Origin of the sequence: Sphingosinicella microcystinivorans, assembly GCF_027941835.1 — a bacterium.
In the GTDB taxonomy this organism is placed as follows: domain Bacteria; phylum Pseudomonadota; class Alphaproteobacteria; order Sphingomonadales; family Sphingomonadaceae; genus Sphingosinicella.
In genome coordinates this window covers 4,472,155-4,497,369 of record NZ_CP116005.1, presented here as the reverse complement: position 1 = coordinate 4,497,369, position 25,215 = coordinate 4,472,155, and the positions used below count along the sequence as shown (strand labels likewise).

Annotated in this window: 26 protein-coding genes and 1 pseudogene; 22 read left to right on the top strand and 5 right to left on the bottom strand. The window is 69.0% G+C overall.

Annotation, left to right across the window (positions count from 1 at the left end; all coding sequences use genetic code 11):
- Positions 1-46 precede the first annotated feature (46 nt).
- Genes PE061_RS21520 through PE061_RS21495 form a run of 6 tightly spaced genes read left to right on the top strand, consistent with a single transcriptional unit; the run spans position 47 to position 4,744 of the window.
- Entirely contained in the window at positions 47-412 is a 366-nt protein-coding gene (locus PE061_RS21520; RefSeq protein WP_271257178.1) for a response regulator, read from the top strand.
- Between the two features lie 16 nt (positions 413-428).
- Complete coding sequence (gene cheB / locus PE061_RS21515) at positions 429-1,523, top strand: chemotaxis-specific protein-glutamate methyltransferase CheB (RefSeq protein ID WP_271257177.1); 1,095 nt, start codon at positions 429-431, stop codon at positions 1,521-1,523.
- Positions 1,520-2,398 carry a CheR family methyltransferase gene (locus PE061_RS21510; RefSeq protein ID WP_271257176.1) on the top strand — a complete coding sequence of 293 codons (879 nt, stop codon included), beginning with the start codon at positions 1,520-1,522 and terminating at the stop codon, positions 2,396-2,398. The genes cheB and PE061_RS21510 overlap by 4 nt, the downstream gene beginning before the upstream one ends.
- 53 nt (positions 2,399-2,451) lie before the next feature.
- A complete protein-coding gene (locus tag PE061_RS21505) occupies positions 2,452-3,159 on the top strand; it encodes a J domain-containing protein (RefSeq protein WP_271257175.1) in 708 nt (235 codons plus the stop codon).
- Entirely contained in the window at positions 3,156-4,058 is a 903-nt protein-coding gene (locus tag PE061_RS21500; protein ID WP_271257174.1) for a DMT family transporter, read from the top strand. Before PE061_RS21505 ends, PE061_RS21500 begins: the two co-directional genes overlap by 4 nt.
- Positions 4,055-4,744, top strand: a complete 690-nt coding sequence (locus PE061_RS21495) for an N-acetylmuramoyl-L-alanine amidase (RefSeq protein WP_271257173.1) — start codon at positions 4,055-4,057, stop codon at positions 4,742-4,744. The genes PE061_RS21500 and PE061_RS21495 overlap by 4 nt, the downstream gene beginning before the upstream one ends.
- On the opposite strand, the gene PE061_RS21490 is transcribed toward PE061_RS21495, so the two are convergent.
- Entirely contained in the window at positions 4,720-5,280 is a 561-nt protein-coding gene (locus PE061_RS21490) for a hypothetical protein (RefSeq protein ID WP_271257172.1), read from the bottom strand. The genes PE061_RS21495 and PE061_RS21490 overlap by 25 nt on opposite strands.
- A 145-nt stretch (positions 5,281-5,425) precedes the next feature.
- Here PE061_RS21490 and PE061_RS21485 point away from each other — a divergent pair, with 145 nt between their 5' ends.
- Both PE061_RS21485 and PE061_RS21480 read left to right on the top strand, forming a co-directional pair.
- Positions 5,426-6,229 carry an NTP transferase domain-containing protein gene (locus tag PE061_RS21485; RefSeq protein ID WP_271257171.1) on the top strand — a complete coding sequence of 268 codons (804 nt, stop codon included), beginning with the start codon at positions 5,426-5,428 and terminating at the stop codon, positions 6,227-6,229.
- A 45-nt stretch (positions 6,230-6,274) separates the two neighbouring features.
- The gene (locus PE061_RS21480) at positions 6,275-7,015 is read left to right on the top strand and encodes a phosphocholine cytidylyltransferase family protein (RefSeq protein ID WP_271257170.1); all 741 of its coding nucleotides are present in this window, start codon (positions 6,275-6,277) and stop codon (positions 7,013-7,015) included.
- On the opposite strand, the pseudogene ligD reads toward PE061_RS21480, so the two are convergent.
- Positions 6,996-7,910 (bottom strand): annotated as a pseudogene (gene ligD / locus PE061_RS21475) (non-homologous end-joining DNA ligase); the annotation flags it as partial. The gene PE061_RS21480 and the pseudogene ligD sit on opposite strands and share 20 nt — an antisense overlap.
- Before the next feature lie 78 nt (positions 7,911-7,988).
- Here ligD and PE061_RS21470 point away from each other — a divergent pair.
- The 6 genes from PE061_RS21470 to PE061_RS21445 are packed head-to-tail and all read left to right on the top strand — an operon-like array spanning position 7,989 to position 15,009.
- Positions 7,989-8,654 carry a CerR family C-terminal domain-containing protein gene (locus PE061_RS21470; protein ID WP_271257169.1) on the top strand — a complete coding sequence of 222 codons (666 nt, stop codon included), beginning with the start codon at positions 7,989-7,991 and terminating at the stop codon, positions 8,652-8,654.
- The gene (locus PE061_RS21465; RefSeq protein ID WP_271257168.1) at positions 8,651-9,652 is read left to right on the top strand and encodes an HlyD family efflux transporter periplasmic adaptor subunit; all 1,002 of its coding nucleotides are present in this window, start codon (positions 8,651-8,653) and stop codon (positions 9,650-9,652) included. The genes PE061_RS21470 and PE061_RS21465 overlap by 4 nt, the downstream gene beginning before the upstream one ends.
- 3 nt (positions 9,653-9,655) lie before the next feature.
- A complete protein-coding gene (locus PE061_RS21460; RefSeq protein ID WP_271257167.1) occupies positions 9,656-11,368 on the top strand; it encodes an ATP-binding cassette domain-containing protein in 1,713 nt (570 codons plus the stop codon).
- Positions 11,368-12,486, top strand: a complete 1,119-nt coding sequence (locus PE061_RS21455; RefSeq protein WP_271257166.1) for an ABC transporter permease — start codon at positions 11,368-11,370, stop codon at positions 12,484-12,486. The genes PE061_RS21460 and PE061_RS21455 overlap by 1 nt, the downstream gene beginning before the upstream one ends.
- Positions 12,483-13,589 carry an ABC transporter permease gene (locus PE061_RS21450; RefSeq protein WP_271257165.1) on the top strand — a complete coding sequence of 369 codons (1,107 nt, stop codon included), beginning with the start codon at positions 12,483-12,485 and terminating at the stop codon, positions 13,587-13,589. Before PE061_RS21455 ends, PE061_RS21450 begins: the two co-directional genes overlap by 4 nt.
- A 4-nt stretch (positions 13,590-13,593) precedes the next feature.
- A complete protein-coding gene (locus PE061_RS21445) occupies positions 13,594-15,009 on the top strand; it encodes an efflux transporter outer membrane subunit (RefSeq protein WP_271257164.1) in 1,416 nt (471 codons plus the stop codon).
- On the opposite strand, the gene PE061_RS21440 is transcribed toward PE061_RS21445, so the two are convergent.
- On the bottom strand, positions 15,000-15,380 hold the full coding sequence (locus tag PE061_RS21440; protein ID WP_271257163.1) for a VOC family protein: 381 nt from the start codon (positions 15,378-15,380) through the stop codon (positions 15,000-15,002). The two genes, PE061_RS21445 and PE061_RS21440, sit on opposite strands and share 10 nt — an antisense overlap.
- A gap of 99 nt (positions 15,381-15,479) precedes the next feature.
- On the opposite strand from PE061_RS21440, the gene soxR reads away from it, so the two are divergent.
- The 3 genes from soxR (at position 15,480) to PE061_RS21425 (ending at position 17,399) form a co-directional block, all read left to right on the top strand.
- On the top strand, positions 15,480-15,941 hold the full coding sequence (gene soxR, locus PE061_RS21435) for a redox-sensitive transcriptional activator SoxR (RefSeq protein ID WP_271257162.1): 462 nt from the start codon (positions 15,480-15,482) through the stop codon (positions 15,939-15,941).
- A 74-nt stretch (positions 15,942-16,015) separates the two neighbouring features.
- Positions 16,016-16,321 (top strand): plasmid stabilization protein, encoded by a 306-nt coding sequence (locus PE061_RS21430; RefSeq protein WP_271257161.1) that lies wholly within the window; start codon positions 16,016-16,018, stop codon positions 16,319-16,321.
- Between the two features lie 130 nt (positions 16,322-16,451).
- Positions 16,452-17,399 carry a hypothetical protein gene (locus PE061_RS21425; RefSeq protein ID WP_271257160.1) on the top strand — a complete coding sequence of 316 codons (948 nt, stop codon included), beginning with the start codon at positions 16,452-16,454 and terminating at the stop codon, positions 17,397-17,399.
- On the opposite strand, the gene PE061_RS21420 is transcribed toward PE061_RS21425, so the two are convergent.
- Positions 17,389-17,733 carry a glycine cleavage T C-terminal barrel domain-containing protein gene (locus tag PE061_RS21420; RefSeq protein ID WP_271259261.1) on the bottom strand — a complete coding sequence of 115 codons (345 nt, stop codon included), beginning with the start codon at positions 17,731-17,733 and terminating at the stop codon, positions 17,389-17,391. The two genes, PE061_RS21425 and PE061_RS21420, sit on opposite strands and share 11 nt — an antisense overlap.
- A 46-nt stretch (positions 17,734-17,779) precedes the next feature.
- On the opposite strand from PE061_RS21420, the gene PE061_RS21415 reads away from it, so the two are divergent.
- From PE061_RS21415 to PE061_RS21395, 5 genes are all read left to right on the top strand, one after another.
- Positions 17,780-18,106, top strand: coding sequence for an SDR family oxidoreductase (locus tag PE061_RS21415; protein WP_271257159.1), 327 nt, complete (start codon positions 17,780-17,782; stop codon positions 18,104-18,106).
- A gap of 13 nt (positions 18,107-18,119) precedes the next feature.
- Positions 18,120-19,106, top strand: a complete 987-nt coding sequence (locus tag PE061_RS21410) for a threonine/serine dehydratase (protein WP_271257158.1) — start codon at positions 18,120-18,122, stop codon at positions 19,104-19,106.
- Positions 19,103-19,603 (top strand): DUF1254 domain-containing protein, encoded by a 501-nt coding sequence (locus PE061_RS21405; RefSeq protein WP_271257157.1) that lies wholly within the window; start codon positions 19,103-19,105, stop codon positions 19,601-19,603. The genes PE061_RS21410 and PE061_RS21405 overlap by 4 nt, the downstream gene beginning before the upstream one ends.
- Positions 19,604-19,701: 98 nt before the next feature.
- The gene (locus PE061_RS21400) at positions 19,702-21,252 is read left to right on the top strand and encodes an acyl-CoA carboxylase subunit beta (RefSeq protein ID WP_271257156.1); all 1,551 of its coding nucleotides are present in this window, start codon (positions 19,702-19,704) and stop codon (positions 21,250-21,252) included.
- 315 nt (positions 21,253-21,567) lie between these two features.
- Positions 21,568-23,658: a TonB-dependent receptor gene (locus tag PE061_RS21395; RefSeq protein ID WP_271257155.1), complete on the top strand. Its 2,091-nt coding sequence runs from the start codon at positions 21,568-21,570 to the stop codon at positions 23,656-23,658.
- A 69-nt stretch (positions 23,659-23,727) separates the two neighbouring features.
- Here PE061_RS21395 and PE061_RS21390 read toward each other — a convergent pair whose 3' ends face one another.
- Entirely contained in the window at positions 23,728-25,206 is a 1,479-nt protein-coding gene (locus PE061_RS21390; RefSeq protein ID WP_271257154.1) for a serine hydrolase domain-containing protein, read from the bottom strand.
- Positions 25,207-25,215 lie beyond the last annotated feature (9 nt).

The window sequence follows — 25,215 nt, the reverse complement described above, 5'->3', positions numbered from 1 at the left end:
TCACGGCAAGAAACATTTTGCGCAACACCCAGTGCGAGAGCCTGTGATGAAATCGTGTCTGATCGTCGACGACTCCAAGGTCATCCGCAAGGTTGCGCGCCGCATCCTCGAGGACCTGAGCTTCGCGACCGAGGAAGCGGCGGACGGGCGCGACGCGCTCGAACAGTGCCGGCAGGCCATGCCGGACGTGATCCTGCTCGACTGGAACATGCCGGTGATGAGCGGCATGGAGTTCCTTTCGGTCCTGCGCTCCGAGCAGGAAGGCAAGCGCCCGGTGGTCGTCTTCTGTACCACCGAGAACGACATGGCGCACATCCGCGCCGCCATCGACGCGGGGGCAGACGAATACATCATGAAGCCCTTCGACCGGGACGTCATCGAAGCCAAGCTCGCGCAGGTCGGCGTCATCTAGGCGCCGGAGCCGGACCATGAACAGGGCAGCAGCGCCGATCGTGCAGACATCGGCACCGATCCGTGTGCTTCTCGTCGACGATTCCGGCGTCAGCCGCGCGCTGATGGCGCAGTGGCTGCACGACGATCCGAAGATCCGGGTGGTCGCCACCGCCGCGAACGGGGCCGACGCCATCGCGGCGGCGAAAGCGCACCCGGTCGACGTGATCGTGCTCGATGTCGAAATGCCCGGCATGGACGGCATCGCGGCGCTCCCCCGGCTCGTGGAAGCGGCGCCCGGCGCGCGCATCCTGATGGCCTCCACCCTGACGACGCGCGGCGCCCGCGTGACGTTCGAGGCGCTGAACCTCGGCGCGACGGATGCGATCGCCAAGCCGCGCAGCGGGTGGGCGACCGCCGCCGGTCCCGCGTTCCGCGACGAGTTCGTCCGCAAGGTCCGCGCGCTCGGGGAAATCGAACGGCCGCAGCTTGCGCTCCGCCGCGTACCCGCCGCCGCACCGGCGCCCTACACGCGGGCGGAGCCCTCGCGCGCCGCGCCGCAGGTGATCGCCATCGGCGCATCGACGGGCGGCCCCAACGCCCTGTTCGAACTGATCGAGCAGCTGCCGAAGCCGGTGCGCGTGCCGATCATCGTGACGCAGCACATGCCACCGACCTTCACGGCGATCCTTGCCGAGCACATGGCGCGGCGTGGCGGGATACAGGCGTTCGAGGCAACCGACAGGATGCCCGTGCAGCCCGGCGTCGTCTACGTGGCGCCGGGCGGACGGCACATGGAGGTTGCACGCTCCGGCGGGACCGTGCGGCTGCACCTTACCGATGCCGCGCCCGAGAACTTCTGCCGCCCTTCCGTCAATCCGATGCTGCGCTCGGCGGCGGCGGTGTGGGGCGCCGCGACGCTCGGGGTCATGCTGACCGGCATGGGATCGGACGGCCTCGACGGCGCGCGCGCGGTCGTCGCGGCGGGCGGCACAATGCTCGCGCAGGACCAGGCGAGCTCGGTCGTCTGGGGGATGCCCGGCGCGGTGGTGAAGGCGGGCCTTGCCGCCGAGATGCTGCCGGTCGGCGGCCTCGCCTCGGCGATCGGCTGCCTGCTGGAGGCGGGCCGGTGACGACGCCCGACACCAGGCCCGACAACGGGCGCGACGCCGGTTTCGATTGCCTGGCCGCGCTGCTTCGCGCCCGCGCGGGGCTGGAGCTTGCGCGCAGCAAGACCTATCTCGTCGAGTCCCGGCTGGGTCCGCTGGCGCGGGCGCACGGCTGCGTCACCGTCTCCGCGTTCCTCGAAAGCCTTGCCCGGGACGGGATCGGGGACGCGCTTGCGGCCGATCTCGTCGAGGCGATGCTCAACAACGAGACGTTCTTCTTCCGGGACATCCAGCCCTTCGATCTGCTCCGGCAGCGTATCCTGCCGCAGCTCCGCGCCGCGCGCGCCGCGTCGCGCCGCATCCGTATCTGGAGCGCGGCGGCCTCGACGGGTCAGGAGCCCTATTCGGTGGCGATGCTGTTCGCGGAGGACCGCGCGAGCTGGGAAGGCTGGACCATCGACATCGTCGGCACCGATATTTCCCGCCGTGCGGTCGCGCGGGCGCGAAGCGGCCTCTATTCGCAGTTCGAGGTGCAGCGGGGCCTCAGCATCCACCGCCTGATGGCGCACTTCGAGAAGACCGGCGAACACTGGGCGCTGAGCCCGGATATACGCGCTATGGTGCGCTTCCAGCCGCTGAACCTGCTCGGTCCGTGGTCGCTGGGCGCGCCGTTCGACATCATCCTGTGCCGCAACGTGCTCATGTACCTCGCGCACGACTGCAAACAGGACGTCCTCGCGCGCATCCACCGGCATCTGAATCCCGATGGACGCCTCATCCTCGGCGCTGCCGAAACCGTGCTGGGTGTCACCAATGCCTTCGTGCCCGACTGGCAGAACCGGGGGCTCTACCTGCCCGCTCCGGTGCCCCAGACGCCCGCCTTCGCGCGCGCGGTCTGATTTCCCGCGCCTCCCGGTTCCATCCGGCCCGAACAGCGTCTAGACAGCGGCGCATGTCGATCTGGGGCAAGATTCTGGGAACCGCCGTCGGCCTCGCCATCGGCGGGCCGCTGGGCGCGCTTGCGGGCCTTGCCGCGGGACACGCCATTGATGTCGGCGCGGCGCGGCTCGGCCGCGGCGAGCGCGCGCAGGTCGCCTTCACCATCGCCGCCATCGCGCTTGCCGCCAAGATGGCGCGCGCCGACGGCTACGCCTCCGCCGACGAGTTCGCCGTGTTCGAGCGCCTGTTCCAGGTGGAAGCGGCGGAGCGCGCGAACGCCGAGCGCTTCTACAACCTCGCCAAGCGTTCGACCGAAGGCTTCGAAAGCTATGCCCGGCAGGTCCGCAGCATCATCGGCACCGGATCGCCCGCGCTTGAGGATCTCGTCGAGGCGTTGCTGATGATCGCCGTCGCCGACGGCGTGACGCGCGAAGAGCTTGAGTACGTCGATCGCGTGCGCCGCGAGTTCGCCATCGCCGATGCCGATTTCGCGCGGATCAAGGCGCGCTATGTCGCGCCGGACCCGGACGATCCCTATGTCGTGCTCGGCGTGGCGCCCGGCGCGGACCGGGAGACGGTCCGCAGCGCCTACCTCGCGCTCGTGAAGCGGCACCATCCCGACCGGCACTACGCGGAAGGCACGCCCGCCGAGTTCATCCGCGTCGCGGACCTGCGGATGGCCGAGATCAACGCGGCCTACCGCACGATCATGTCGTCATGAAGCCCGCGCACCTCGCCTTCATCCTGTTCATCGACCTCCTTTGGGCGATGAACGTCGTCGCGGTGAAGGAGATCATCACCGCGTTCGGGCCGGTGACCGGCGTATTCCTGCGCTATGCGATCGTGCTGCTGTTCACGCTGCCGTGGCTGCGGCCGGTGAAGGGGCGCATGGTGGACATCGTGATCGCCGGCATCGTCTCGGGCGCGGTCTTCATGGGCCTCGGCGGTCTCAGCTTCGCGCTTACCGAGAATGTCGCGGCCCTTTCCATCGCGGGCCAGCTCGGCGTGCCGTTCAGCCTGATGCTGGCCGTGATCTTCCTCGGCGAGACGATCCGCTGGGTCCGCATCGTCGGCACTGCGGCCTCGTTCATCGGCATCGCCATTATGGGCTTCGATCCGGCGATCTGGGACGAGCGGCTCGGCGTCGGCCTCACCATCCTCGCGTCGTTCATGTGGGCGGTGGGCTCGCTGCTGTTCCGCCGCCTGCAAGGCGTCAACCCGCTCACCATCCACGCGTGGCTCGCGTTCGTGAGCGTGCCGTTGCTGCTCGCCGCGGCACTGTGGTTCGAGCCCGGCGGCCTTGCCCGGGCGACGGACGCGGACGCGCGGGTCTGGGGCTGGCTGCTCTATGCGGTGGTCGGCTCGTCGATCGTCGGCCATGCCGGGATGAGCTGGCTGCTCCAGCGCTATCCGGTGACGACGATGGCGCCGCTCACCTTGCCGACGCCGCTCATTGCAGCGATCATCGCGATCATGGTGTATGACACGCCGGTCAGCTTCGAATTCGCCATCGGCGCGCTCGTCACCTTCGCCGGGGTCGCCGTGGTGACGTGGCGGAGCGCGACGCAGAAGGCGGACGAGGGGCTCGTCAAGGAATGGGCGCGCGAGGTGAAGCGATGATTGATTGCCCGTCGCCCAACCATGACGCGCGGACGCTGCCGGTTTCGATGGTGGTGCTGCACTACACGGGGATGCAGTCCGCAACCGCCGCACTCCAGCGCCTGACGGACGCGGAGGCGAAGGTCTCGTCGCACTACATGATCGCCGAGGACGGCAACGTGCTTCGCCTCGTCGACGAGGACCGGCGCGCATGGCACGCGGGCAAGTCGTTCTGGCGCGGCATCACCGACGTGAACTCGGCGAGCGTCGGCATCGAGATCGTCAATCCCGGCCACGAGTTCGGCTACCGGCCGTTCCCCGAAGCGCAGATGGACGCGCTGATCCCGCTCCTCGCCGGGATCGTGAAGCGGCACGGCGTCCGGCCGGGCAATGTCGTCGGCCACAGCGACATCGCGCCCGCGCGCAAGGCCGATCCGGGCGAGCTTTTCGACTGGCCGCGCCTCGCCCGCCTCGGGCTTGCGACGGCGGCTCCGGACGCGATCGCCGATCCGCACTGGACGGACGCGGGGATGCTCCTCGCGCTCGAACGCTACGGCTATGACGTGAGCGACGGCCCGGGGGCGATCGTCGCGTTCCAGCGGCGGTTCCGGCCTTCCAACATCGACGGCGTGGTGGACGGCGAGACGCGCGCGATCCTGCTCGGGCTGCTGCTGACGACGCCTCAGGACGAACTGCGGCTCGCCTGAGCTTCGGCCTTTTCGGCGCTGAGCGGCAGCGGGGCGGCGGGCGGCTTGCAGCCCTTCGCGGCGCCGTAGCCTTTCAGGAAGCTGCGCCGCGCGACGCCGGTGACGATCGCCGCCCGGTAGCGCCGCTGGTTCTCCGCGCTGCCCGAAATCTCGCGCACGATGCCGCGGAAGGGCAGGATCAGGTTGGAAAGGAAGTTGCCGGAAAGGCGCAGGACGGTGTCGGCGCGCTTCTTGCCCTTGTCCTCGGCGATCTCGACGTCGAGATCGGGGCCGAGCACGGCATCGAGCTTTTCCACTGCCGCGCGCACCTCGGCGCATTTGCGGATGCCCTTCAGCGAATAGGGATCGTCGAGGATGTCGAGCAGGTCCTGCGGAATCTCGTCCTTCTTCAGGTTGACGTCCTCTACCGGCTGCGTCGCCGCGTCGAGCGCGCGGCTCGTGGTGGGCTTGTCCTTCTCGCCGGGAGCGGTCTGGGCGGCGGCGGGCAGCGCGAGAGCCGGAGCGAGAAGCAGCAGGGGCACGGCAAGACGACGCATGTACGGTTTCCTCGAACATATGCCCCCTTGGCCCGTATCTTGTCGCCGAAACCGGGGGCCGCGCCAAGCATGGACTTCGCGCTCGTTTGGTCATAGGCCGCGTCGAGAATGCTGTGTTGCGATTTTGCGACAAGGACGGGGCGGGTTGGAAACGGAGCATGAACCGCGGGTCACGGCGCTGCTCGTCGCCGGGAGGCGGCCGGGGGTCGATCCGCTGGCCGCGCATTTCGGCGTCGACGACAAAGCGCTGATCGCGGTTGCCGGAGAGCCGATGCTCTCGCGCGTGGCGCGCGTGCTGGCGGACCACCCCCGGATCGCGCGCACGGTGGTGCTGGCGCAGGCGCCGGAGCGGCTGCTCGCGCATCCGGGCACGGCATGGATGGCGGCGGACGCGCGGATCGCCGTGCTGGCGGGCGGAAACTCGGTGAGCGCCGCCGTGGCCGCAGCGCTCGAAGCCGATCCCGGCGGCTGGCCGTTTCTCGTCACCACGGCGGACAACGTGCTGCTGGACGCGGAGACGCTGACCGGTTTCATCGCGGGGGCAGGCGCGCGCGGGACCGATGTCGCCATCGGTCTCGTATCGCGGGAGGTGTTCGCGCGCGCCTATCCCGATGCGCGGCGGACGTGGCTCAAGTTCCGCGGCGGGGCCTATTCGGGCGCGAACCTCTTCTTCCTCGCGCGGCCCGCGGCGCTTTCCGCCGTGCGCTTCTGGCAGCGCGTGGAAAGCGAGCGGAAGAAGGTGCGTACCATCGCGCGCGCGTTCGGCCCCGGCCTCCTCGCGGGCTACCTGCTTCGCGCGATGCGCGTGGAGCGGGCGCTGGCGCGGGCAGGGGCGCGGCTCGGCGTCACTGCCGCGCCGGTATTGCTCGAAAGGCCCGAGGCCTGCATCGACGTCGACAAGGTGGAGGACCATGCCATCGCGAGCGCGATCCTTGCCGCGCGGGCCTGAGCGCACATTCCACTTCCTGCCACATTTCCGGTCTAGGCGCGCGCAATGACCAGACGCGCCATCATCCTCAGCGCCGGGCAGGGCTCGCGCCTGCTGCCGCTGACCGCCGACCGGCCGAAATGCCTGATCGAGTTCTCGGGCCGCACGCTGCTCGACTGGCAGCTCGACATGCTGATCGCGGGCGGCATCGACGACATCACCGTCGTGGTCGGGTTCAACTCGGACATGGTGGACGCCGCCATCGCGCGCCGGGAGGATCGCGGCGCTGAGGTGCGGACGCTGTTCAACCCCTTCTATCAGGTGGCGGACAATCTCGGCTCGGTGTGGCTGGCGCGCGGACTGATGGACCGGCCGTTCGTGATCCTGAACGGCGACACGCTCGTCTCGCGGGAGATCGTCGAGCGCGTGCTCGCCGCGCCCGACGCGCCGATCCGCGTCACGGTGGACGTGAAGGACGAGTACGACCTCGACGACATGAAGGTCCGCCGCGAGGGCGAACGGCTGCTCGACATCGGCAAGCGCCTGACGGCGGAGGAGAGCAACGCCGAATCCATCGGCTTCCTGCGCTTCAACGCGGAGGGCGCGGCGCGCTTCCGCGCCGAGGTGGAGCGCATGATGCACTCGCCCGAAGGCACGCGGAGCTGGTATCTGCGCGCGATCCACCACATCGCCGCCGACCCCGCCGCCACGGTGCTCGTCACCTCGATCGAGGGGCTGGAGTGGGGCGAGGTCGACTTCCCGCAGGACGTCGAGGTCGGGCAGGCGCTCACCGCCCGCTGGCGCTGAGGCTCAGACGCTGAGGGGCGATGCCCCATCCGGCGAGATCGGGGCTGCCCGCACGTTTCAGCAGCGTCTTCGCGTCCTTCACAGTGAAGGCGCCCGCCCTGGCGATGCCGTCCAGTTCCGCCCATGACACGGGCGCCGCGACCGGTGCGCCCGGCCGCGCGCGGGCGCTGTAGGGCATGATCGCGGTGGAGCCGCGCTGGTTGCGCAGCCAGTCGATGAAGATGCGGCCCTTGCGCTTCGCCTTCGACATCGTCGCGGTGAAGCGCTCCGGCTCAAGGTCGGCGATGGCGTGCGCGAAGCGTTCGGCGAAGTCCTTCACGGCGTCCCAGTCCGCAGCGGGCGCGAGCGGCGCGACGACGTGGATGCCCTTGCCGCCGGTGAGCAGCGGGAAGCTGGCGAGGCCGGCGTCGGCAAGAGACTTCCGAATATCCTGCGCCGCCGCCTTCACCTCCGCGAAGCCGATCGCCTCGTCGGGATCGAGATCGAACACCATCCGGTCGGGCCGCTCGACGTCCTCGACGCGCGCGCCCCAGCCGTGGAACTCGATGGTGCCCATCTGGACGCAGGCGAGGATGCCTTCGGCGTCCTCGATGTAGATATAGTTATCGGGGGCGCCGCTTTTTTCGACGATAGGAATGTGGCGCACGGCGGGGCCGAAGCTGCCGTTGTCGTGCTTCTGGTAGAAACATTGCCGGGCGCGGCCCTGCGGACAGCGCACGAGGCTCATCGGCCGCCGCGCCAGCCACGGCAGCATGACGGCGCTCACCTGCCGGTAATAGTCGGCAAGCGCGCCCTTGGTGATCTTCGCTTCCGGGAAGAGGACGCGATCGGGATGCGTGATCGTGATCTTCAGGGGTGCGGCGTCTTCGGGCATCTCGTCCTCGCGCGGCCGATCATCGGACGGGAACGCGCGAAAGGCAATTCGGGCGGCGAATCGGTTGATTCATTCGTTCGAACGAACTAATCGCAGGCTATGGACGACGAGGCCGGGAAATCCGCGACCCGCGCGCATCTCATCGGGATCGCCATCGACTGCTTCGGCCTCGCGGGCCCGGACGGGATCAGCACGCGTGAACTCGCGCGCCGCGCGGGCAGGCCGATGTCGGCGATCACCTATCACTTCGGCGGCAAGGACGGGCTCTACCTCGCCGCGGCGCGCCACATCGCCGCGCAGCTCGGCATGTGGCTGGGCGCGGCGCTCGACGAAGCCGGCGCGGTATGCGGCGACGACGGCGATGCGGCTGCGGCGAGGGCGGCGCTCCGCACCTTCCTGAATGCCGCGGTCGGCATCATGACGCGCCCGGAAACCGAGGTGTTCGCGCGTTTCATCATCCGCGAGCAGTCCGACCCGACCGAGGCGTTCAACGTGCTCTACGAAGGCTTCATGGAGCGGGTTCTCGACCGCGTGACGGCGCTGCTCGCACGGGCTTCGGGCGGCGCGCTCGATCCGCTGGACGCGCGCGTCCGCGCGGTGACGCTGTTCGGGCAGATTCTGGTTTTCCGGATCGCGCGGGCGGCCGTGCTGCGCGCCACGGGCTGGAGCGACATCGGCCCCGCCGAACAGCAGGTCATCGGCCGCATCGCGCTCGATCAGCTTGACGCCATCCTCGATCGCATCGTTCAGGGAGAAGCCGCGTGAACCGTCGCCGTCTCGTCATCATCGCCGCCGCCGCGATCCTTGGGATCGCGGCCGTCGCCACGGGAGGGTTCGGGCTCGTGCGCGGCCGGGACGGTCCGCTCACGCTCTACGGCAACGTCGACATACGGCAGGTCGACCTCGCCTTCCGCGTGCCGGGGCGGATCGAAACGATCGGCTACGAGGAGGGCGCCAAGGTGGAGGCGGGGGCGGCGCTCGCCGCGCTCGATACGCGCCCGCTCACCGATGCGCTGAAGGCGGCCGAGGCCGAGGTCGGCATCGCCGAGGCCGAACTCGACAAGCGCCGCACCGGCAACCGGCCGCAGGAAATCGCGCAGGCCGAGGCGCGCGCCGCGGAAGCCGCGGCCGGGCTCGCCCGTGCCCGCGAGGACTATGAGCGGCGCTCCGCGCTCGTGAAAACCGGTGCGGTCAGCCAGGCGCTGTTCGAAGCGACCGAGGCGCAGTACCGCGCCGCCGAGGCGCAGATGCGCGCGGCGCAGCAGGCGCTGTCGCTTCAGAAGGCGGGCGCGCGGCGCGAGGACATCGCCGCCGCCGCCGCGCAGCGCGATGCCGCGCGCGCCCGGCGCGATCAGGCCCGCACCAGCCTTGCTGACGCCACGCTGCTCGCGCCCAACCCCGGCACCATCCTGACGCGGGCGCGGGAACCGGGCGCGATCGTGCAGCCGGGCGAGACCGTGCTGACGCTGACCATCGACCGCCCGCTCCGCATCCGCGCCTATGTCGCGCAAGGCGCTCTCTCGCGCATCTCGCCCGGCATGACGGTGGAGGTGAAGGCCGACGGCAACACGAAGACCTATCGCGGCAAGATCGCCCACATCGCGCCGAGCGCCGAGTTCACGCCGAAGACGGTGCAGACCGAGGACCTTCGCGCCGACCTCGTCTACCGCGTGCGGATCAACGTGGAGGATGCCGACGACGCGCTGCGGCAGGGCCAGCCCGTCACCGTGTCGGTGCCCGGCGCGCGCGCGGCCGCGGACTGAACGATGACGGCGGTCGCCACCGCGCGCGGGGTCGTCAAGCGCTTCGGCGCGGACGCCGCCCCGGCGCTGGACGGCGTCGACATCGCCGTGGCGGCGGGGTGCATGACCGGCCTCGTCGGGCCGGACGGCGCGGGCAAGACGACGCTGATCCGCGTTCTTGCGGGCCTCGTCGAACCCGATGCGGGCGAGGTGCTGGTCGGCGGGCTGCCCGCGACGCGCACGGACCGCAGCGCGATCGGCTACATGCCGCAGCGCTTCGGGCTCTACGAGGACCTCAGCGTCCGCGAGAACCTCGATCTCTACGCCGACCTTCGCGGCCTGCCGACGGCGGAGCGCGCCGAACGCTTCGGCCAGCTCCTCGACTTCACCGACCTCGAGCGCTTCCAGCAGCGGCTCGCGGGCAAGCTCTCCGGCGGCATGAAGCAGAAGCTCGGCCTCGCCTGCGCGCTGGTCCGCGCGCCGAGGCTGCTGCTGCTCGACGAGCCGGGCGTCGGCGTCGATCCGGTGTCGCGCCGCGAACTCTGGGCGATGGTGCGGAGCCTCGCGGGCGAGGGCATCGGCGTGTTGTGGTCCACCGCCTATCTCGACGAGGCGGAGCGCTGCGACACGGTGTTCCTGCTGAGCGAGGGCAAGCTGCTTCATGCCGGGGCGCCCGCCGCGCTCACCGACCGGGTGCGCGGCCGCATCGTGCGGGTCGCCGTCCCGGAAGCGCGCCGCCGCCGCGCGCTGCGGGAGGCGCTCGACCACCCGGACGTCATCGACGGCACGGTGCAGGGCGGCGCGATCCGCCTGATGCTGCGCGACGGGAGCGCGGTTCCGCCCGCCGAGGCGATCGGCGGCGCGGCGGGAGAGACCGTGGTTGCGGCGGAACCGCGGTTCGAGGACGCGTTCATCGACCTGCTCGGCGGCGGGCCGAAGGGCACCTTGGCGCTCGCCGTGAACTACCGCGAGATCGCCCAAAGCGATGACGCCGCCATCGAGGCGAACGGGCTCACCAAGCGCTTCGGCGATTTCACGGCGGCGGAGGACATCGGCTTCCGCGTGCCGCGCGGCCAGGTGTTCGGGCTGCTGGGGCCGAACGGCGCGGGCAAGTCGACGACGTTCAAGATGCTTTGCGGTCTCCTGACGCCGAGCGGCGGCACGGGCTCCGTCGCCGGGAACGACCTGCGCAAAGCACGCGCCGACGCGCGCCAGTCGCTCGGCTACATGGCGCAGAAGTTCTCGCTCTACGGCGATCTCAGCGTCCGGCAGAACCTCGATTTCTTCGCGGGCGCCTACGGCCTTTCGGGGAGCGGCGCGCGAACCGCCATCGAGCGCGCCGTCGAGATCTTCCACCTCGAACGCTACCTCAAGGACAACAGCGACGCGTTGCCGCTCGGCTACAAGCAGCGGCTGGCGCTCGCCTGCGCCGTGCTGCACGAACCGCCGGTGCTGTTCCTCGACGAGCCGACGTCGGGCGTCGACCCGATCGTGCGGCGGGAATTCTGGACGCACATCAACGGGCTCGTCGAGAAGGGCGTCACGGTGCTCGTCACCACGCACTTCATGGAAGAGGCGGAATATTGCGACCGCATCGCGCTCATCTACCGCGCGCGGCAGATCGCGACCGGGACGCCGGACGAGCTGAAGACGATGGCGGGGACGGCCGACGCGACGATGGAGGACGCCTTCGTCGCGCTGATCGAGGCCTCGGACGCGCAGCGGGAGGCGGCGTGATGGAGATCGGGCTGCGCCGCTTCCGCGCGATGCTGATCAAGGAAACCTACCAGATCGTGCGCGATCCCTCGACGTTCCTGATCGCGTTCGTGCTGCCGCTGCTGCTGCTGTTCCTGTTCGGCTACGGCGTCAATCTCGACGCCTCGCGCACGCGGATCGGCATCTCGCAGCAGGACGGCGGCGCGGCGGCGTCGAGCCTCGCGGGCACCTTCCAGCAATCCCGCTTCTTCGATGTCGTCGCCGTGGGCGGCATGACGGAGCTTCGCCGCGACCTGGTGGCGGGGCGCATCCGCGGCATCGTCGTGATCCCGCAGGATTTCGGCAGGGCGGCGGCGCGCGGCGGCGGCACCATCCAGATCGTGACGGACGGCTCGCTGCCGAACACCGCGACGTTCATCGCCGCCTATGCGGAGGGCGTGCGCGCGACATGGGCGGCGGCGCGCGCCGGGGACGCGGGGCTGTCGGCGACGCCGCCGATCTCGGTGTCGGCGCGCTTCTGGTTCAATCCCGAACTCGCCAGCCGCTTCTTCCTCGTGCCGGGCTCGATCGCCGTGGTGATGACGATGATCGGCTCGCTGCTCACCGCGCTCGTCATCGCGCGCGAATGGGAACGCGGCACCATGGAGGCGCTGATGGCGACGCCGATCGGCATGGGCGAATTCATCCTGACCAAGGTGATTCCCTATTTCGCGCTGGGGCTCGGCTCGATGGCGCTGTGCACGGTGCTTGCCATCCTGCTGTTCGGCGTGCCGTTCCGGGGGAGCGCGCTCGCGCTGCTGGCGATTTCCTCCGTGTACCTGATCCCGGCGCTGGGGCAGGGGCTGCTGATCTCGGCGGCGTTCAAGAACCAGTTCGTCGCGAGCCAGGTGGCGCTGCTGACGGCGTTCCTGCCGACGATGCTGCTTTCGGGATTCCTGTTCGAGATTTCCTCGATGCCGGTTCCCGTTCAGGCGCTCACCTACATCGTGCCCGCGCGCTACCTGATCCCGCAGCTCCAGACGGTGTTCGTCGCGGGCGACGACTGGGGGTTGTTCCTGCCCAACATGGGCATACTGCTCGTGTTCGGGATCGTGCTGTTCGCGCTGTGCGTGCGCGTGACGAAACGGCGGATCGCATGATCGGCGCGCGGCTGAAGGCGATCATCGTCAAGGAGCTGTGGGCGATCCTCCGCGACCCGCGCGCGCGCATCACGCTGATCGTGCCGCCGCTGCTGCAATTGTTCCTGTTCGGCTTCGCCTCGACGCTCGAAGTCACCAACATCCGCGTCGGCGTGCTCGACTACGACGGCGGCGTCTGGAGCCACGAGGTCGTGGCGCGGGTCGCCGGAAGCCCGAACGTCGCCGAGGTCGTGCCGCTCGCCTCCGACGCCGATCTCCGCCGCGCGATCGACCGGCGGCAGGTGATCGCGGCGCTGCGTTTCGATTCGCGCTTCTCGGCGGATGTCGCGACGGGGCGGGGCGCGGTCATCGGCGCGGTCTACGACGGGCGGCGGTCGAACGCCGCGCAGATCGTCTCGGGCTATGTCGAGCGCATCGCGGGGGAGGTCGGCGCGGAGGTCGCGGGCAGCCGCGCCGGGATCGCGGGCGGCTCCGCCGTCACGCACTGGTTCAACCCGAACCTCGACTATCTCTGGTTCGTGATGCCCGCGCTCATCGCCATCATCGCCGCGGTCTCCTCGCTCGCGGCGGTCTCGCAATCGGTCGCGCGTGAGCATGAACTCGGCACGTTCGACCAGTTGATGGTCTCGCCGCTCAGGATCCACGAAATCCTCGTCGGCAAGATGGTGCCGCCGGTGCTGATCGGGCTGCTCAACGTCACGCTGTTCGTCGTGCTGGTGCCGACCGTGTTCGGCGTGCCGCTCACGGGCTCGCTGGTGTCGTTCTACATCGCGCTCGTGTTCTACCTGCTCGCGCTCACCGGGATCGGGATGCTGATCTCGACGCTCTCGGCCACGCAGCAGCAGGCGTTCCTCGGCATGTTCCTCGCGACCGTGCCGCTCACGATTTTGTCGGGCTATGCGAGCCCCGTCGACAACATGCCCGGCTGGCTGCGCATCGTCGCGCATGCCAACCCGCCGACGTGGTTCCTCACCATCTCCGAAGGCGTGTTCCTGAAGGGGATGCCCGCCGCGGAGGTGTTCGCCAACACGTGGCCGCTCGTGCTGATCGCGGCGGGAACGATCACCGCCGCCGCCCTGCTTTTCCGATCGCGCATGGAGTAGACGGATGCGCAAGCTCAATATCCTCGTTCTCGTTCCGCTCGCGGCCTGCACCGTGGGGCCGGACTACGCACGGCCCACGGTCGCGTCCGGCGCCGAGTGGGTGGAGCCCGCCGCCGGCGGCGCGGTCGATCCCGAACCGTGGCGCGCGATGGGCGACCCGGTGCTCGCCGCGCTCATCGAGGCGGCGGTATCGGCGAACCTCGACGTGCGCGAGGCGGACGCGCGGCTGCGCGAGGCGCGGGCGCTGCGGGACGCCGCCGCCGGGCGCGCGCTTCCCGACGTCGCGGCGAACGCTTCCGCGACGCGCCAGCGGCTCAGCGAGAACGGGCAGTTGCCGGTGGCGTCGATTCCGGGATTCGCGCGGGAGTTCTCGCTGTTCGACGCGGGCTTCGACGCCTCGTGGGAAATCGACCTGTGGGGCGGCACGCGACGCGCCGTCGAGGCGGCCGCGCGGCGCGTCGCGGCGGCGGATGCGCGGCGGCGCGAGACGCGGTTGCAGGTCGTCGCCGAAGTGGCGCGCACCTACGCCGACCTGCGCGGCGCGCAGGCGGAACTCGCCAGCGTGCGGGGCGACGCCGAGGCGCAGCGCGGCATCGCCCGGCTGGTGCGCCAGCGCTACGAGGCGGGCGATGCCGCGCGCTTCGACGATGCGCGCGCCGACGCGCAGGCGCTCGGCGCCGAAGCCGCGATCCCGGACCTCGAGGCGTCGGTGCGCGGCGCGGTCTATCGCCTCGCGCTGCTCACCGGGCGTCCGCCGGAAGGGTGGCGCGAACAACTCGATACCCCGGCGCCGCTGCCCACGCCGCCGGATCTCGTGGCTGCCGGATTGCGGTCGGACATGCTGCGCCGACGCCCGGACGTCGCAGCGGCGGAGGCGGCGCTGGCGGCGGCGACGGCGGACGTGGGCGTCGAGACCGCGAACCTGTTCCCGCGCCTCACGCTGATCGGCAGCATCGGGCAGCAGGCGCGAAATGCCGGTGATCTCGACGCGGGCGGCAGCACGCGCTTCCAGTTCGGCCCGGCGCTGCACTGGCCGATCTTCGCGGGCGGGCGCATCCGCGCGCAGATCCGCGCCGCGGATGCACGGGCGGACGCCGCCGCCATCAGCTACGAGAAGGCGGTGCTCGGCGCGCTCACGGACAGCGAAACGGCGATCAACCGATACGCCGCCGCGCGCGCCGCCGCACGCGACCTCGATGCTGCCCGGCAGCAGAGCGCGGCAGCGCTCGACCTCGCGCGGCAGCGTTACCGCGCGGGCGAGGACGACCTTGTCACGCTGCTCACCACGCAGTCGCAGTACAGCGCCGCAGACCGCGCGGCGAACCGCGCGCACGTCGCGGCCTTCCAGGCGCATGTCGCGCTGGTGAAGGCGCTCGGCGGCGGGTGGCGGGACGCGGCGGACGCGCAGCCTCAGCCGTAGCTGACGACCTCGTACTCGATGCCGTCGGGATCGAAGAAATAGAAACGGCGGCCCGGCTCGTAGTCGCCGTGGCTGAACGGCACGAGGCCCGCCGCGATCACGCGCGCCTCCGTCGCATCGAGATCGTCGACCTCGACGCCGATGTGGTTGAGCGGGCGGCCCTTCACGAAATCCTCCTCGGTGTAGGTAGCGTTCGCGTCGGTGTAGAGCGCGATGTAATGCACGTCCGAACCGACGTGGATCGCGCGGCCGCCGTCGCGCGCCGGGCCTTGCCAGCGGACCTTCCAGTCGAACAGCGCCTCCATCAGCCGCGCAGCGCGCTCGGGATCGGTGACGGTTACGTTCACGTGCTCAATTCTCGGAAAAGCCATGATTTTCTCCTTGGTCAGCGCACCCGGTGGGTGCCGTCCTTGCGAGTCGTACAACCTCAAGCTAACTTGAGGTCAAGCGTGATTTGGAAGGCTCGCGGGATGGCACAGACGACACTCACCATCGGCGAACTCGCCCGGCGCACCGGGCTCAGCGTTTCGGCGATCCGCTTCTACGAGGAACGCGGGCTGGTGAGCCCGCTGCGTACCGGCGGCAACCAGCGCCGCTTTCTCCGCTCCGACATAAGGCGGCTTTCCTTCGCGCTGATCGCGCAGCGCCTCGGGCTGACGCTGACGGAGATCGAGGCGGAACTCGCGACGCTGCCGGGCGGCCGCGTGCCGACGCAGGCGGACTGGACACGGATCAGCCGCCGGATGCGCAAGGCGCTCGATGCGCGGATCGCGCTCCTCGAACGCACGCGCGACCTTCTCGACGGCTGCATCGGCTGCGGCTGCCTCTCGCTCAAACACTGCGCACTCTACAATCCCGGCGACCGGGCGGCGCGCGCAGGCGCGGGACCGAGGTTCCTGATGGGGGACCGCGCCGAGGATTTCGCGGACTGACGGGCGGCGATGAACCAAAATCGCCGGGCGGCGTTGTGAGGCTTCAGAAGGGGGCGTGCAGCAGGAGAGAAGCCATGCCCCGCGGCGACAAGAGCAGCTACACGGACAAACAGAAGCGCAAGGCCCGGCATATCGAGGAGGGCTACGAGGAGCGCGGCGTCAGCCACGAGGAGGCGGAGCGGCGCGCATGGGCGACGGTCAACAAGGAATCGGGCGGCGGCAAGAAATCCGGCTCGGGACGCGGAAAGGCGGAGAGCCGCGTGTCGTCGCGGAAAGGCGGCCGCAAGGGCGGCGCAGCCTCCGCCGCGCGCAGCGCCGCCGACCGCTCGGCGGCCGCGAAGAAGGGCTGGGAGACCCGCCGCCGTCGCGGCAACGCGTAGGGAAGGGCGAATGTCCGTGCGGAGTTCGCCTCGCGAGTTCAATACAGAAATGTACTTTTTCGATTGACGACCCCATCGGCCTTTGATCCAGATCACGCATCTGCACCCAGCGCTGACGAGGAGCTTTTCCATGCACGCGATTCCCTTTGCGGATGCAGTGTCCGTGAACCGCCTGCTTGCCTTTCCGGCACTTGTCGATGCGCTGAGGGACGCATTTCTGAACCCGCCGATCGCACCCGAACGGACAGTCATCACATTCGGCGAAAACGCCGATCAGCATTTCCTCGTCATGCCGGCGGTGAATCCGCGCGGCCTGATCGGCGTGAAACTTGCCACCGTGCATCCGGCGCTGGCGGCGCGTCCCGGCGGCGCGGTGCGCGCGCTCTACGTTGCGCTCGATGCAGCGACGGGCGACCCGCGCGCGATCATCGACGGCCCGGCGCTGACCGAGCGCCGCACGGCTGCCGCCTCGGTTCTCGCGGCGAGAACGCTTGCGCGGCCCGACGCGTCGACGTTGCTGGTCGTGGGGACCGGGCAGGTCGGCCACGCCCTTTGCCGATGCTATGCCGCCGTCCTGAAGCCGGAGCGCATCCTTGTCTGGGGGCGCCGGCCGGAGGCCGCGGACGTCATGGCCCGCCAGCTTTCGGGCGAGGGGATTGCCGTGCAGGTCGCGGCCGATCTCGATGCGGCTGTCGGGCAGGCGGACATCGTCAGCGTCGCCACGCTGTCGGGCGAGCCGCTGGTGCGCAGCGCCTCGGTGCGCCCCGGCACGCATATTGATCTCGTCGGCGGGTTCACGCCGACGATGCGCGAGGCGGACAATGCAGTCATGGCGCGGGCGCGCGTGGTCGCCGACGGCCCCGGCGCGCTCGATACGGCGGGCGATCTCGTTCAGCCGATCGAAGCCGGCGCATTGCGGCGCGAGGACATCGCGCTGCTGCCGGATGTGCTCGCGGGGCGCGCGAAAGGACGCGCCGGCGCCGACGACGTCACGGTCTTCAAATCGGTGGGGCTCGCGCTCGAGGATCTTGCCGCCGCCGAACTCCTGCTGTCGCTGCGGGACGCGCTCAATCCTTGAGACGGGTGTTTTCCGTGTCGTAGAACGAGAGCGGGGCGATACGCGCCCTGACCCGGCGGCCGTCCACGTCGGCCGCGACCACCTCGTCGAAACGGCTGCGGCCGGCGACGATCATCGCCATTGCGATCGTGCGCGCGAGCGTCGGGCTGAAACCGCTCGACGTCACGTGCCCCTGCACACTGCCGTTCGCGGGATCGAGTTCGTCGATACGCTGCCGAGAAACACGTCGGGGAAAATCCTGAAGCGTGAACTGAGGGCGCCGTACTGGCAGAATGCCGTGCGGCCTGTAAGGTAGGGCACGAGATCGCAATGCTTCGGGGGGGAAAACAGCCATCGTCACGGCCGGCGCCTCGGGCCTCGGGCTCGATATCGCGCGCTGCATGATCGCGCAGGGCGCCGCCGTTCATGTCTGCGACGTCGCCGCCGATGCGCTTGCGGACGCCCTTGCCGCGAACAGGGGCCTCTCCGGAACGCTGGCGGATGTCGCCGTGTCGGACGATGTCGCCCGGCTGTTCGCCCGGCAGGCGGCGGCAAGGGGTATCAGCGAGGCGGAGGTGCGCGAAGAGATGACGCGGTTCATTTCGCTTCGGACGATGATCGACCCCAAGGGGGTTGCCGAAATGGTTGCGTTCCTCGCCTCCGATGCGGCGGCGCAGGTGACGGGCCAGAGCATCGGCGTTTGCGGCAACACCGAGTGGGAAGCCTGAAGGGGAGGGGACTTTGACGACGGAACACGCACCCGCACTGGATGCCATCGCGGCCGAGTTCGAGCGGCAGCGCGGCAAGGTCGTGCGGACTCCCGTCCTCGAATGGTGGGGACCCGCGCGCGACGCACTGCTCGGGGCGGACACGCCCGTGGCGTTCAAGCTCGAGCTCTTCCAGAAAACCGGCACGTTCAAGCTGAGAGGCGCGCTCTCCGTTCTGGAAAGCCTCGATGCCGAAAGCCGGCGGCGCGGCGTCGTCGCGGCGAGCGGCGGCAACCACGCGATCGCGGTTTCCTTCGCCGCCCGGCTCGCGGGCGTCGATGCGAAGGTCGTCATCCCGGACACGGCGAATCCGTTCCGCAGGCGGCAGTGCGCCGCGCACGGCGCCACGATCATCAGCGCGGCAACGATCCACGAGGCCTTCGAAACGGCCGAGCGGATCGCGCGCGAGGAAGGCCGGGCGATCGTGCACCCCTTCGAGGGCTATCACACGACGCTGGGCACGGCGACGCTCGGCCACGAGCTCGTCGAACAGGTGCCGGACCTCGACGTGGTGATCGTGCCGGTCGGCGGCGGCGGGCTGTGCTCGGGAGTCGCGGCGGCGGTGCGGCAGCGCCTGCCCCGATGCCGGGTGTTCGGCGTGGAGCCGGAAGGCGCGGACACGATGTACCGCTCGTTTCGGGCCGGTGCGCCCGTCGGCATCGAAAAGGTGGCGACGATCGCGGACAGCCTCGGCGCGCCGCGCGCGCTGCCCTACAGCTTTTCGGTCTGCCGGCAGTACGTGGAAGACATCGTCCTCGTCTCGGACCAGCAGCTTGAAAACGCGATGAAGCTGCTGATGGAGGACGTGAAGCTCGCCGTGGAGCCTGCCGGCGCCGCCGCCACGGCTGCGGCCGTGGGCCCGCTCAGCGGGATGTGCCGCGGCAAGCGCGTCGGCATCATCGTATGCGGCGCCAACATCGACAGCGGCACCTATTCGTCGCTCCTGCTCAAGGCCGAATGATGGAGCGGAAAACCACGACCGCGGGCCGCAGGATTGCGGGGCGTGCCGGCAAGGCGGTCGGCAAGACCTTCGAGGACAACCGGCTCTATCACGGCAAGATAAAGCGTGCGCCCAAGGACATCGTGCCGCTCGACAATCCGGACAATCTCTCGTCGTTCGCGATCTACGACGTCAGCCGCCATCCCGTCCGGATCCGCGCCGCCGTGTCCCGCGGTGCGCCCTACTGGTCGATCGCGCTCACCGCCTACAACACGGACAGCTTCTACGTCGTCAACGATCGGCAGGTGAGCGGCGACATCGTGTCGGTCGTCATCACGAGGACGGGCGACAGTTTCGTTCCCTGCGAAGGCGACCGTGTCGTCGCGGCGCCCTCCGAGAAGGGCATCGTGCTCGTCCGCACCATCCTGCCGCAGGCGCGTAACGGCGCGGCGCTCGAGGCGCTGATGGCGACGCAGACCCTGGCCTCCATGGAACCCGCCACCTCCTGCGCCCGCTGACGTTTGCACCCGCGGCACTCTCATTTAACAGAACTTGAATTTAAGTTGAATCAATGTTGAGCCCTTTGCAGTCCGGCATGGGAGCGATGACGATGGGCATGGCTGAAGCGATCGAGGAGCTGCGGGCGCGGCGGGCGCGGGCGCTGGCGATGGGCGGGGAGGACAAGATCCGCCGGCAGCGGGATCGTGGCAAGGGCACGGCGCGCGAGCGGATCGCCATGCTGCTCGATCCGGGCAGCTTCCTCGAATACGGCCAGCTCGCCTCGCATGTCAGCCCGATCGGCTACGCGCAGACGGCGGACGAGGTGACGCCCGCGGACGGCGTGATCATCGGGACGGGGACGATTGACGGCCGCCACGTCTGCGTGGCCGCCGAGGACTTCACGGTGCATGGCGGCACCTACGGCCTCAACCACGGCCGCAAGAAGCACCGCATCGCCGACCTCGCGCTGCGCGAGCGTCTACCGGTGATCTGGCTGCAGGATGGCGCCGGCGCCCGCGCGCAGGAGATGATCGGGGAAGGGCTGCCGGAAGCCTCGCACCTGCTGACGCTGGCGCGCCTGTCCGGCATCGCGCCGCAGGTGGCGATCGTGATGGGGCCGAGCGCGGGGGATTCGGCGCTGCTCAGCAGCCTCGCCGAATTCATCATCATGGTGGAAGGCACCGCCATGCTCGCCGCAGCCGGGCCGCCGGTCGTGAAGTCCGCCACCGGCCAGAGCGTGTCCCCCGAAGACCTCGGCGGCGCGGGGGTGCATTGCCGGATCTCGGGGGTCGCCGATAATGCCGCGTCGACCGAGGACGCGGCAATCGACATGGCGCGGCGCTTCCTCTCCTATTTCCCGCAGAACGCCTACGCCTATCCCGAGCGGCTGGCCTGCGACGATCCCGCCGACCGGATGGACGAGCGGCTGGCGAGCATCATCCCGGAAAATCCGCGGCTGCCGTATGACATGAAGGAACTGATCCTCGGCGTCGTGGACAGAGACAGTTTCTTCGAGATCAAACCGGACTTCGCGCGCATGATCGTGACCGGCCTTGCCCGCCTCGGCGGCCATTCGGTCGGGATCATCGCGAACCAGCCGATGGTCTCCGCCGGGGCGATCACCGCGCAGGCGGCGAACAAGGCGCGGCATTTCGTGGACCTGTGCTCAGCCTATCACATCCCGATCATCTTCCTGCAGGACGTGCCCGGCGTGATGCCGGGGCCGAAGGCGGAGCAGGAGGGGACACTGCGCGCGGGCCTCGCGCTCAGCTATGCGATCGCGTGGTCCGCCGTGCCGCGCATCACCGTGGTCGTCCGCAAGGCCTTCGGCTTCGGCGCCGTCGCCATGGGCGGCGCGGAGGCGGAGCAGTCGATGATCCTGGCATGGCCGACCGCCGACTTCGGTTCGCTGCCGCCGGGCGGCTCCGTGCTCGCCGCGCACACCCGCGAGATCGAGGCCGCCGACGATCCGCAGGCGCTCATCCGCGACCTGACGGCGAACTATGCGCGCTGCGCCGGGCCGTTCCATGCCGCGTCGAAGCTGAACATCGACGACGTGATCGACCCGCGCGAGACGCGGCCGCGCCTGATCCGGGTCCTCGACCAGACGCTGGCGCGCAGGACGGCGCCCGCGCAGCCCGCGCTCCGGCACGGCGTCATGCCCTGAATCAGCCGGGCGCGATCAGCCGAGCGTGCGCGTCCTCGCGCTTTTTGATGCTGTCTCATGTCCTTCGGAGGCCGGTTCTTTGGTCATTCGGAAACGATCATCTCTATCGAACAATAATCAACTTGAATTCAATTTCAAAATAGAGAATGATCCGGACCATACCGACGGCGCCTCGACAGGCGCACGGCGGCGCTTGGCGACGGGAGACGTCAGCTGAATCGGTGGCCGAATCGGCGCATGGGACAGAGGGGATACAAGATGGATGTTTTGAAGCGCACGCTTTTGTGCTCGGCGGCCTGCTTGGGCGCTGCCGGGGTGGCGACACCTGCGTTTGCACAGGCGGTCGAGCTGGAAGAGATCATCGTCACCGCGCAGAAGCGGGCGGAATCGATCCAGGACGTGCCGATCTCGGTTTCCGCGCTGTCGGCCGAGGCCATCAAGGACCAGGGCATCGGCCGTCTCGAGGATTTCGCGACCTCGCTGCCCAGCGTCTACATTGACATGCGCGAGCTTCGGGGGACGTCGATCTCCATTCGCGGCATCGTTTCGGAAACGAACAACCCCGGTGTCGATCAGGGCGTCGGCGTCTACGTCGACGGCGTCTACATGGGCCGCCCGACGACGATCAACAACAGCCTCTACGACCTCGAACGCATCGAGGTGCTGCGCGGGCCGCAGGGCACGCTCTACGGCAAGAACACCATCGCGGGCGCGATCAACTTCATCACGCGCAAGCCGGGCGACGACCTTCGCGGCGACATCAGCGCAAGCTACGGGAATCATGACGCCGTACGGGCGAGCGCATCGGTGAGCGGGCCGGTGGTTCCGGGCAAGTTCTACGTCGGCATCTCGGGCGGTATCGACCGCCGCGACGGGCTGGTGAAGAACCTGATGACGGGAACCGATCTCGACGACGTCGATCTGCTCTCGGGCCGCCTGACCGCGGTCTACAGCGAGACCGACGACTTCGAGCTGGTGGTGCGTGTCGACGCATCGCGCGACCGGACGAACTCCGGCGCCATCGACATCACCGACAACGGCGATCTCACCGGCACGCCGCTTGCCGATCCGGACGGTTGGGACCGTCAGGTGGTGCAGAATCTGGACACGGTCCAGAACCGCGACACGTTCGGCGCGTCGGGCGAAATCAACTGGTCGCTCGGCGGCGGCAAGCTGACGAGCATCACTGCCTACCGCGAGTTCCAGTGGTACAATCTGGCGGACAATGATTACACGGCGCTCGATCTGCTCGCTTCGGGTATCAGCGAGGATCAGAACCAGTTCAGCCAGGAAATCCGCTTCGCCTCGCCGGACAGCGGCCCGCTGACCTATGTGTTCGGCGTCTATTATTTCCACCAGCGTCTCGCGACCAATGCCGCCGCCGTGATCGGCCCGGACCTGGGCATTTATCCGGAGCAGGTCGTCGGCAACATCTTCGCGACCGTGAAATCGGAAAGCATCGCCGGGTTCGGCCAGGCGGTTTATCGAGTGACGGATGCGTTCAGCATCACCGCGGGTCTCCGCTACACGTGGGAGAAGAAGAAGGTCATCCACAGCCAGATCGGCGACCCGTTCGAATTGCTGCAGGCGACGATGCCCGAGCGCAGCTTCAGCCGATCGGAAGATGATTTCTCGCCGTCGCTGAGCCTCAACTACAAGTGGACCGACAAGGTTCTCACCTATGCGAGCGTCAGCCGCGGCTTCAAGTCGGGCGGGTACAACGTGTTTTCGGTGACGCTCACGGACGATGCCGAGTATGACCCGGAGTTCGTGACGAGCTACGAGATCGGCCTCAAATCCGACCTGCTCGACAACCGCCTGCGCTTCAACGCGGCGGCCTATTACCTCCGCTACAAGGACCTGCAGGTGAACCAACTGGAGCTGGTGGGCGGCCTGCCGCAGTTCCAGACGTCGAACGCGGCGCGCGCGCGCAGCAAGGGCATCGAGCTTGAGCTGACCGCGCGGCCCGTGAGCGGCTTCGACGTCAGCCTCAACTACAGCTATCTCGACGCGAAGTTCCGCGACTATGCGAACGCCACGCCGGGCGGCGACGATTTCACCGGCAACACGATGGTGAAGGCGCCCAAGCACAACGTCAGTCTCGGCGCGCAGTACGAGGCGCCGCTGACCGACACGCTGTCGCTGACGCTGCGCGGCGACCTGACGCATCGCAGCCGCATCTTCTTCGGGCCGGACAACGCCCATTCCGAAGGCGACGTGACGCTGCTCAACGGCCGCATCGGCATCGGGAGCGAACAGGGCTGGTCGCTGTTCCTGTGGGGGCGCAACCTCACCAACAAGGATTACGCGCTCTACCGCAACGACGGCGTGATCATCGGGGGGCAGGCGGTGCAGTCGCTCGCCGCGCCGCGGACCTACGGCGTGGAAGCCCGCTTCACTTTCTAGCGGGCGCGCGTTGCCGAGACAAAAAAGGCCGGGGAATTTCTTCCCCGGCCTTTCATTTTTTTGCGGCGATTACTTCGCTGCCGCCGGTGCCGTCTGCTGCGCGCGGAACGTGCCGCCGTAATACTCCATCGTCAGCGTTCCGGGCTTGCCGCGCTTGCCGGGTTTGAAGACGACATTGTGCTCGTCGTCGACGGCGGAGACGAAGCGGCCCGCGCCCTGATACAGAAGCGGCAGCACGGGGCCGCCCGACGTCGTTCCGCCGAAGTTCAGGGAAAGCGCGCCGTCCTTGAAGGTGAAGCCGTGCACTTCCGGCCCGAAGCGGTACGGCGCGAAACGATAGTCGCCGGAGACGCGCGCGCCGAGATCGGACGGGACCGGCAGGGCCTTGACGACCGGCTGCGCCACGCCGAGCACTTCGCGCGCGACCTTCTGCTCGATGCTGAGCGGCGGAAAGGCGCCGCCCTGGTTGTTGGTGGTGATGGTGATGACGACGTCGTCGTCGGGATAATAGGCGTAATAGGCCGAAAAGCCGTAGATGTCGCCGGCGTGGGCGATCTTGCGGCGGCCTTCGAAGCGGGTCGTGACGAGGCAGCCGAGCGTGTACATGAGCTCGGTCCCGTCCGCGAGCGTGTCGCGCTTCAGGATGAGGTCGCGTACCGCCTGGCTGGTCTCGTCCGACGCGAACACGCCGCGGCGGTATTTCAGCAGATCGCCGACCGTCGACATGATCGCGCCTGCCGAGAAGGGTACGGTCGGATCGTATTGCAGGGCGTTCTGCCAGCCGTCCTTGCCCATCTTGTAGCCGTGGGCGCGGTGCGGGACGAGGCGCGTCCAGTCCGTGTACAGCGACTTCGTCATGCCGAACGGTTCGAGGATGTGCGTGCGGACGTATTCGTCATAGGTGACGCCCGAAACCTTCTCGATGATGAGGCCGATGAGGTAGGTGCCGGAGTTCGAATAGCTCCACGCCGTTCCCGGCTCGAACATCAGCGGCTTGCCCGCGAAGTAGCCGACCATCTCCTCGCGGGTGAATTCCTTGCGCGCGTTGTAGGGGAAGTCCGGCTGGTCCGTGTAGTTGACGAGGCCGCCCGTGTGGTCGAGCAGGTTGCGGACCTTCACGCCGCGCGCAGGCTCCGGCAGATCGGGCAGATAATGGCCCGCGGTCTCGTCCAGCGAGACCTTGCCGCCCGCGACGAGCTGCGCGAGCGCGAGGCCGGTGAAGGACTTGGTGATGGACCCGATCGGGAACACCGTATCGACTGTGACCGGCACGTCCTGCTCGATATCGGCCTTGCCGAAACCCTTGGCGTAGACCAGCTCGCCCTTGCGTTCGATCGCGATGGCAAGCCCGGGGAAGGGGGCTGCCTCCATGCGCCGGGTGATGATGTCGTCGATGCGGGCGGTGACGTCGGCGGGAAGCGCTCCGGCGTTCGCCTCGGCATACAGGGCATCGGCGCCGAGCAGCGCGACGCTCACGAGGAGCGGCAGAACGGCCCTCCGCCAGCCGTTCGCCTGCGCACCTTGCGGGGAACACATCGTTTCGAGCATTCAGGTTTT